The organism is Microcoleus sp. B3-D2 (assembly GCF_036705345.1).
GTDB lineage: Bacteria > Cyanobacteriota > Cyanobacteriia > Cyanobacteriales > Microcoleaceae > Microcoleus.
In genome coordinates, this window is record NZ_JAUBUG010000056.1 from 41,412 (window position 1) to 48,525 (window position 7,114).

The window sequence follows — 7,114 nt, forward strand, 5'->3', positions numbered from 1 at the left end:
TTATGAATTTAGAAATTCAACCAAATGGTACGATTCTTATAGTTGATGACAATTCAGCTAACTTAGGTGTATTATCTGATGCCTTAAGCCAAGAAGGATTTGAAGTTCGGGTTGCCAAATCTGGCAAAATGGCACTAGAGCGAGTCAAATATGCTCTCCCCGATCTAATCTTGCTAGATGTCATGATGCCAGAAATTGATGGATTTGAAACCTGTCGTCGATTACAGGCTAACCCAGAAACTAAACACATTCCCATTATATTTATGACTGCGCTCTCGGATACGGCTAATAAAGTTGAGGGGTTTAAGCTTGGGGCTGTAGATTATATTACCAAACCCTTCCAACAAGAGGAAGTATTAGCTCGCGTCAAGCTGCATTTAAAGCTTCATGTTCTCGCAGAGAAATTAGAGGAGAAAAATACCTTATTGGAGCAAAAAGTTAGAGAAGTCAGCCACGCCTATGATGATTTACAACAAATGCAACTTAAGTTAATTCAAAGCGAGAAAATGTCCGGGTTAGGGCAAATGGCGGCTGGGATTGCTCATGAAATAAACAACCCTATAAATTTCATCTCTGGCAATCTGGGTTATGCCCAAGAGTACGCTCATAACTTACTAAAAATTATACACCTCTATCAAGAAGATTATGTAAATCCCACCCCTCGGATTCAAGCAGCAATGGATGAAATAGAACTGGAATTTGTGGAGGAAGATTTTATAAAAGTTCTTAACTCAATCAACTTAGGAACGCAGCGCATCCAGGAGATTGTCAAGTCTATGCGAATCTTTTCTCGCCTAGATGAGGCAGAGGTGAAAGCTGTAAATATTCACGAAGGAATTGATAGTACACTCACCATCCTGCATCATCGTTTAAAAGCAAAACCCGAGCATCCTGAGATTGAAATAATAAAAAAGTACAGTCAGCTTCCCCCAGTAGAATGCCATGCCGGACAATTAAATCAAGTGTTCATGAATATTATTTCCAATGCCATTGATGCTTTAGATGAATCTAATCAGCACCGTTCCTTTGCAGAAATCAAACAACACCCGAACCGCATTCAAATTTCTACAAAAGTAATTGACGACAATTGGGTGGCTATTCATATTAGTGACAACGGTCGAGGAGTTGTTGAAACTTTACAACCGAAAATATTTGACCCTTTTTTTACCACCAAACCGATCGGTAAAGGAACAGGGTTGGGGTTATCTATCAGTTACCAAATTATCGTTGAAAAGCATGGGGGCCGATTATACTGCCAGCCGGGATTAGGAAAGGGAATAGAATTCGTCATTGAAATTCCTATTCGGCAGCAAGCTTGTAAAGCTGCTTAGTTTCCCGGTGTAATATCTCTTACGAACTTTGGTTAATTTCTCGCTGACAGCGGGGACGACAAGGTGTTCCTGTGCAAATAAAGCCTGCAGGCATATTTTTAAAGACGCTGCTGCGAGCTCCGATTAAAGCGTTAGCACCGATTTCTACACCAGGGCCAATGAAGCAGTCGGCGGCAATCCAAACGCCGTTATTAATGATTACAGGTGCTGTGATTAAGCGAAAGGCAGGGTCTTGAGGGTCATGAGTGCCGGTGCAGAGGTAGCTTTTTTGAGAAATGACGCAGTGTTTGCCGATCGCAATTCGATCGAGACTGTACAATACAACATCATCTCCGATCCAACTGTAATCGCCGATTGCAATTTTCCAAGGATAGGTAAAACGAGCCGTGGGGCGAATGATCGCACCCCGACCTATTTTCGCTCCAAATAACCGCAGCAAGCCGCTTCTGATGCCGTTAAAAGGGTGTGGAGTGAGAGGAAATGCGATCGCCTGGACGAACCACCAAAGCAAAATTACCCAACTAGGCTTTCCTCGATCGAACTTTGATTGATCGTAGCGGCGCAAATCGACTAAAGATTCGCCTGTCAAAGTATTTGCGTGATTGTCGCTAATTGGACGATCGTTTATTTGACAATTTGGGGAATTTGCGATCGAATTTTCCGGATCTTGGTTCGGATTTGGTATATAATCGGTCATTGATAGTTAATTTAATGTTTAATTTAAAATCGAGTTTAACCTTAAGGACTGCTGCATGACATTTCTAGTTAGGGACAATTTTGACTCTGAAAACGCCAAGGATATCGCACAATGCGAGAATATAAATCCCAGAATTGGCAAAGTGCGACTTTTACAAACAGCATTGGTACTGCTTAGCAGCTTTTTTATAGCAGAGTTAATCGCCGCACTTAATTCTCATAGTTTGTCCCTATTAGCAGATGCGGGTCACGTTTTTTCAGATGTAGCAGCTTTAGCAATAACTTTGACAGCCACTTGGTACTCCTCAGTCAAACGCAAAAGTAAATCCGTAGATTGTACGATCGCACAATCGCCAATCCCTGAACGAGGAGAAATCATTGCTGCTTTAATTAATAGTATCAGTTTAGTAGCGATCGCCCTGTGGATAGCGGCAGAGTCGATCGCCCGTTTGCAGTCCCCAACTCCCGAAGTAGAAGGGCTCCCGATGTTAATTACCGCCATAGTCGGTTTAAGCATCAACTCGATTAATGCTTGTTGCTTGCATTCCTGCTGTCACGGCGACTTGAATCTCAAAAGCGCCTTTCTGCACGCAGTCGCCGACATTTTTTCGTCGGTTGGAGTAATTTTAGCTGCGATCGCCGTGGCGTGGCTACACTGGAATTGGGCTGACGGCTTGATTAGCTTGCTGGTATCAGCATCAATAATTTTATTAACTCTACCGCTGCTAATAGAAAGCATCCAATTGCTGCTGGGAAAAGTATCAGCAATATCCGCAAGTCAACAGCCTTGTGATTGCGAAAAAGTGAGCGCAGAAAAATTGCTGTTCCCATCCCTCGAAGAACTCATCAAATGATCTCTCTTCATCTGCGTCCATCTGCGTATATCTGCCACCATCTGCGGTAAAAATCAAAGTTTTGTGAAGTGAGCTGGAGAAGCTTACCCTAATTATGATAAGATAAATATTGGTGTTATTGACAACTCCTCACAATAAAATAAAACCGCGCTCAAGCCTATCTGCCATTAATTCACACCCTGCTGAATTGCCTCAACTGTGAAGAAACCCAGATTTGACAGGCAACTCAGAACTGCTGAATTGGGGGTTTCTGCAAAGTAGCACTAGAGAACTTACTTGACAGCGAAGATGATGAGCTGTCCTGCTTAGCTTGTTAGCTATGACGATTATATACGAGGGGTGCGTCCTTTGAATTTTGACGATCTACTGTCACGAGCAGATGAAGAAACCCTACAAACTCTATTGGGTAGTTCAGCTTTCCGTTTAGTGAAGCTTCTAGATAGTCGCCTAGCAACTCCCACTAATCTGCGTGAAGTTTTGGTGAGTATTTATTCTCGTGAAAGCTTGCTTTTATCAAAAGACACTCGCACTATCCTATTTGAATTATTACGACCCAAACAAGCGGAAATTCTCGCTACAATTTTGTCAGCTTCAGACAATGAAGATGTCTTTCAAGCGCTAAAAGAAGTCAAAATACGTCGCGGATCGGAACGCGAACGTGCGCTTTTCGACTTTTTTGAATTGGTTGTACCATCAACTGAGGAATCTGAAGAAACACCCTCATCGGATTTGGCTAAGCCTCAATACGCTTTGTTTGTTCATCAGCGTAGTGCAGCAGCCAAAGTCAAACAGTACCTCCAAAAAGAACCTCGGCGTGTTCTGCTTCATATGCCCACCGGATCGGGAAAAACACGCACGGCAATGCACATTATCGCCGATCGCCTGCGAGCGCAAGAGCCTACTTTAGTCGTATGGTTGGCATACAGTGAAGAACTTTGCGAACAAGCCGCCGCCGAGTTTCAACGCGCCTGGAGATATTTAGGCGATCGAGATTTATCCATCTATCGTTTCTGGGGAAACCACGAACTCGATCTCCATCAGGTGCGGGATGGCATAGTAGTTGCAGGCCTTTCCAAGCTTTACAGTCGTGCTAAACGTAGCATCCAATTCATTAACAAATTAGGTTATCGTTCCTCTCTTGTCATTATTGATGAAGCCCATCAAGCAATTGCAGAAACTTACAAGCTAGTCCTCGATTCTCTCGTTTTACCATACGAACACACAGCACTGCTTGGGTTAACAGCTACACCAGGCCGCACTTGGGCCGACATTAGTGCGGACAAAGAATTAGCGGAATTCTTTGCACAGCGCAAGGTTACTTTGGAGGTTTCTGGCTACGATAATCCAGTAGATTACCTAGTGTCAGAGCAATACTTGGCACGAGTAAAATACCGACCTTTGCTACACCAGAGTGGATTGAATTTATCTAATAACGACTTGAAGCGTATTGAAGAAGAGTTAGAGTTACCAAAAAATATCCTGACTCGGCTAGCTGAAAACGAACAGCGCAATCTCCGCATTATTTTGGAAATTGAAGATTTAGCTAAGAATCACAAGCGTATTTTGGTGTTTGCCATATCTGTAGAACACTCAAAACTTCTAGCCGCTGTGCTGAAAGCTAGAAATTGGCAAGCATCCGCTGTAACTGCCAAAACTCCTGCTTCAGAAAGAGAGCGAATCATTGCCAGGTTTAAAGATGAAAATCCCCCAACTAAAATTATCTGTAATTATGGCGTTCTTACAACAGGATTTGATGCCCCGCGAACCAGTGCCGCCGTGATTGCTCGTCCCACCAAGTCGCTTGTTTTATACAGCCAGATGGTGGGACGTGCTATTCGCGGACTTAAAGCAGGTGGCAATGAGCAAGCTGAGATTGTTACTGTAGTAGACACAGACTTACCGGGCTTTGGCAGTGTTGCCGATGCTTTTAACAATTGGGAAGACATTTGGAGATTAAAATGACGAAACAACATGATATCGTTCCGGTACATTTAGTTGTTCAGGCAATGCGTGACAACGGTTATAAAAACGCTGCCTATGCACTAGCCGAACTCATAGATAATTCCATTCAAGCGGGAGCTACTGAGGTAGAACTTCTCTGTGCTGAGAAAGAAACTCAGCTAGAACAGCGCCGTCGTTCTCGCATTCATCAAATCGCTGTTTTAGATAATGGCAGTGGAATGGATAATACTGTCTTACGAATGGCTTTACAGTTCGGCAACGGAACTTATCTAGCAGAAGACAAACATACAGGAATAGGGCGGTTTGGTATGGGGTTGCCATGCTCTTCTCTTTCCCAGTGTCAGCGGGTGGAGGTTTGGACTTGGCAGAGTGGTGTAGAAAATGCAATTTACACTTACCTAGATTTGAATGAAATAAAAAATAAAAATCTTACTGAAGTTCCTGAACCTAAGAAACGCAAGATTCCTGAGATTTGGGAAAAAGTCACAACAGGTTTTGGACAGACGGGAACATTAGTTGTCTGGTCAGATATCGATCGCTGTATGTGGAAGACTGGTAAGACAATCATCGAAAATTCAGAGTTCGTGATTGGACGAATGTATCGAATATTTTTAGATACTGAAGAAGTAGTCATTCGTATGGCAACTTTTGATATTAATGAACCTACCACAATCATGGTAGAAAAATTTGCACAGCCGAACGATCCTGGTTATCTCATGGCAGAGACTTCTTGCCCTCCTCCCTTCGATAAAAAGCCAATGTTTCAAGCCTGGGATGGAGAATATAGCTATGAATACCCCTTTTTCATTGACTTTCGTGGCCAGAAACATGAGGGAAAAATTCGCTTTTCTTATGCTAAGGAAGAAGCACGTCCTGGTAATAACCCAGGCAGCCTTCCTCATGGACAGCACGCTAAAAAAAATGTTGGCGTTTCAGTGGTTCGTGCAAGGCGTGAATTGGAACTAGACCAGTCTTGGTCACAGAAGAAACCTACAGAGCGATGGTGGGGGGTCGAGATAGAATTTCCCCCGGCACTGGACGACTTGTTTGGGGTTACTAACAATAAGCAATCAGCCCGTAACTTTTCAGAAATGGCGAACCTAGATATCGAATCTATGCTAAAAGATGGAAAAACAATCAGTCAGCTCAAAGAAGAACTAACCCAAGATGAAGACCCTAGAGGGCCATTAATAGAAATTGCTCACAAGATTAATACTCAACTGAAAATTATGCGTAACTGGCTGGAAGCACAAACCAAAGGCTCTCGAAGTACCCCGAAACGGCACAATGTTTCCTCTGCTGAGAAAGTTGCCACTGAGGTGACAGAGGAGCGCAAGAAGGAAGGACACTACGGGCAAAGTGACGAAAATGAATCACTCGCTTTGGAGGAGCGAAAGGAAATCATTGAAACCACCTTAATAGATAAAGGTGTTATGCAAATTACCGCTGAAGAGCTGGCGGCTAAAACGGTTTCCGATGGATTAAAGTATGTTTTTGCTAACGCATCTTTAGGAGACAAATCTGCTTTCTTTTCTGTCGATCCTAAACCGGGTACAATTATTATAACTTTAAACACAATCCATCCTGCCTACAAAAACCTTGTTGAAATTTTAGAAGAGGAAGTAGAAGGCGTAGATCCTGAAACACTTCGATCTCGCCTAACAAATTCTCTAGAAGGTTTGAAATTATTACTGATGGCTTGGGCGCGGTACGAGGATGAGCAACCTCATGGTCCTCGACGCAATAAGGCACAGGATGCTCGTGTTGATTGGGGACGGGTGGCTCGACAATTTCTTGAGGGTGACGAATAACTGAAGGCTTTATCGTTGTTTAACTAGGGGGTAAGGGGTCAACATTAGTGACGGATATTGTGCCACTCTGTTGACCCACTTTCCAAAGTCAACCAGTTCATCATATTTTGCAGGAACCGGAAGAAGTGCGATGCCTACGGCAAGCTTCCCTAACGAATCCTCCCGAACTACAATAAAACTCAACTAGAGAGATTGATAACTAATGTCATACAGTGATTTTACTTTAAATCGAGTCACTAAAGACTTTAATTTAACGATTTCCGAGCGCTCTAATATTTTCACAGAAATTCCAGAATTAACACCAAGCGATTTTCTCCAAGAAACCCTGCGCGATAATCTACCTTTAGCCCTTGGTAGCAATACGGAAAAAGCGCGATCGGAATTAATTAGGGCTTGCTGAATAATCGAGTGCATATTGCGTCGCGAAAGGTTTCGAGCGCGCGAGCGAGAATAAAGTGCA

Annotated in this window: 6 protein-coding genes; 5 read left to right on the forward strand and 1 reads right to left on the reverse strand. The window is 43.1% G+C overall.

The annotated features are described in order from the left end of the window. Positions 1–2 precede the first annotated feature (2 nt). Complete coding sequence (locus QUB14_RS20360) at positions 3–1,331, forward strand: response regulator (protein ID WP_333218742.1); 1,329 nt, start codon at positions 3–5, stop codon at positions 1,329–1,331. A 19-nt stretch (positions 1,332–1,350) separates the two neighbouring features. Here QUB14_RS20360 and hpsU read toward each other — a convergent pair whose 3' ends face one another. Continuing rightward, positions 1,351–2,028, reverse strand: coding sequence for a hormogonium polysaccharide biosynthesis acetyltransferase HpsU (gene hpsU, locus QUB14_RS20365; protein ID WP_333218741.1), 678 nt, complete (start codon positions 2,026–2,028; stop codon positions 1,351–1,353). A gap of 55 nt (positions 2,029–2,083) precedes the next feature. Between hpsU and QUB14_RS20370 the strand changes: the two genes are divergently transcribed. From QUB14_RS20370 to QUB14_RS20385, 4 genes are all read left to right on the forward strand, one after another. Next, positions 2,084–2,881 (forward strand): cation diffusion facilitator family transporter, encoded by a 798-nt coding sequence (locus tag QUB14_RS20370; protein WP_333218740.1) that lies wholly within the window; start codon positions 2,084–2,086, stop codon positions 2,879–2,881. Between the two features lie 348 nt (positions 2,882–3,229). Beyond that, entirely contained in the window at positions 3,230–4,843 is a 1,614-nt protein-coding gene (locus QUB14_RS20375) for a DEAD/DEAH box helicase (protein WP_333218739.1), read from the forward strand. Continuing rightward, positions 4,840–6,654 carry an ATP-binding protein gene (locus QUB14_RS20380; protein ID WP_333218738.1) on the forward strand — a complete coding sequence of 605 codons (1,815 nt, stop codon included), beginning with the start codon at positions 4,840–4,842 and terminating at the stop codon, positions 6,652–6,654. The genes QUB14_RS20375 and QUB14_RS20380 overlap by 4 nt, the downstream gene beginning before the upstream one ends. 202 nt (positions 6,655–6,856) lie before the next feature. After that, the gene (locus QUB14_RS20385) at positions 6,857–7,054 is read left to right on the forward strand and encodes a hypothetical protein (protein WP_333218737.1); all 198 of its coding nucleotides are present in this window, start codon (positions 6,857–6,859) and stop codon (positions 7,052–7,054) included. The last annotated feature ends 60 nt before the right edge of the window (positions 7,055–7,114 follow it).